2 protein-coding genes are annotated in these 1,414 nt (G+C 63.0%); one reads left to right on the top strand and one right to left on the bottom strand.

Annotated features, from left to right (window positions below):
- Nucleotides 1–652, top strand: a 652-nt coding sequence (locus tag GSQ79_RS06310; RefSeq protein ID WP_158807874.1) for an IS66 family transposase, incomplete at its 5' end; no start/stop codon positions are given.
- A gap of 77 nt (nt 653–729) precedes the next feature.
- Here the strand turns inward: GSQ79_RS06310 and GSQ79_RS06305 are convergent.
- Nucleotides 730–1,414 (bottom strand): transposase (locus GSQ79_RS06305; protein ID WP_210253018.1); only part of this gene is annotated, 685 nt, incomplete at its 5' end.

The following is a 1,414-nucleotide window of genomic DNA, read 5'->3' as shown; positions in this document are numbered from 1 at the left end:
CGGTATCATGCAGGCGGATGCCTACGCCGGCTTCAACAGGCTGTACGAGCCCGGGCGCTCGCCTGGTCCGATCCTGGAGGCAGGCTGTTGGGCGCACTGGCGGCGCAAGTTCTACGACATCGCCGTGCTCAAGAAGGCGCCAATCGCCGTCGAGGCCGTAACGCGCATCGATGCCATCTTCGCCGCCGAGCGCACAATCAACGGCGCCGTGCCCTCGCGACGCCAAGACGTGCGAGAGCAAACGATCAAACCACTTGTCGGCGACCCGCTGGTTTGGCTACGCGGCCAGCGTGGCGCGCTCTCCTCGAAGTCCGAGACTGCGAAGGCGATGGACTATGGGCTGAAGAGGATGCCAGCCTTCACCCGCTTTCTCGATGACGGTCGTATCTGCCTGTCGAACAACGCCGCCGAGCGTGCTATGCGCTGTGTTGCCATGGGCCGCAAGAACTGGACGTTTGCTGGCTCCGACGCCGGTGGTCACCGCGCCGCCGCGATCTACACCTTGATCGAAACCTGCAAGCTTAACGACGTCGATCCTCGCGCATGGCTAGCCGACGTCCTGATGCGTCTGCTCGATTACCCCGCGAAACGCATCCACGAGCTTCTCCCGTGGAACTGGTCACCCGAGATCGCTGCCGCTCACGCAGCCTGAAGCACCCCGACCTCGCATCGTCCCGGAACGCAAGGCGGCCTTCACCGTGTGTTTCGGCGCGCAACAATGGCTCTGACTCAATCTGCGTGCAGTTCTCCAACGAGACGAGCGCGGAGAAGATCGAGGTTGGCACGCCCGTACATTTGGCGCTTTACGAGCTTGAGCTTCGTGATCTGTCCCTCGGTCTGACCGTTGGACCAGGGCTCCGTGAGTGCCGCCGCGACCGCGACTTGGTCGGCCGCAAGGCCGACGGCAAAAGATGACATCAGGCTGTCTCGCGCGGCATCGATCCAAGCCTGCAGATTACCGATCGTACGAGATCGGACTATGGCCTGGAATCGCAGCAGGAGGTCGCGAGCCATCACAAGGGAAGGGACGCCTGCTTCAATGGCGGCCATCATCGTCGCATCGCTTTTGCTCAGTGCATCGCGCATGACACTCATCAGCCGAGCGATCACGCGTGCGGACGGAACACGTCCCAATCCCATGAGGCCCGCCTTCTCGCTACGCTTGCGTCGCGTTGCCCATTCCGTGACGACCCGCAAGGAGCCAGGGAAGCCTAACCGCCGGAGCCGACGCCATAGCTCGGCACCACGGTGGCAGCCACCCATCCATTCCGCATCGAGGGCTGCGAGATAGGGCGCCAACGAGGTCTGCCGCGAACGGAAGACATCACCGCAGCCATTTCGAATGACGTCTCGAACGTGATTACGGCTCGCGCCGACCCGTCGCACGATCTCCTTCACCGTCATGCCTTCCGCA

It is taken from the genome of Beijerinckia sp. L45, assembly GCF_009765775.1.
Classification (GTDB): domain Bacteria; phylum Pseudomonadota; class Alphaproteobacteria; order Rhizobiales; family Beijerinckiaceae; genus RH-AL1.
Note: the sequence above shows the minus strand (reverse complement) of the source record. Positions and strands in the feature narration are given on the sequence as shown.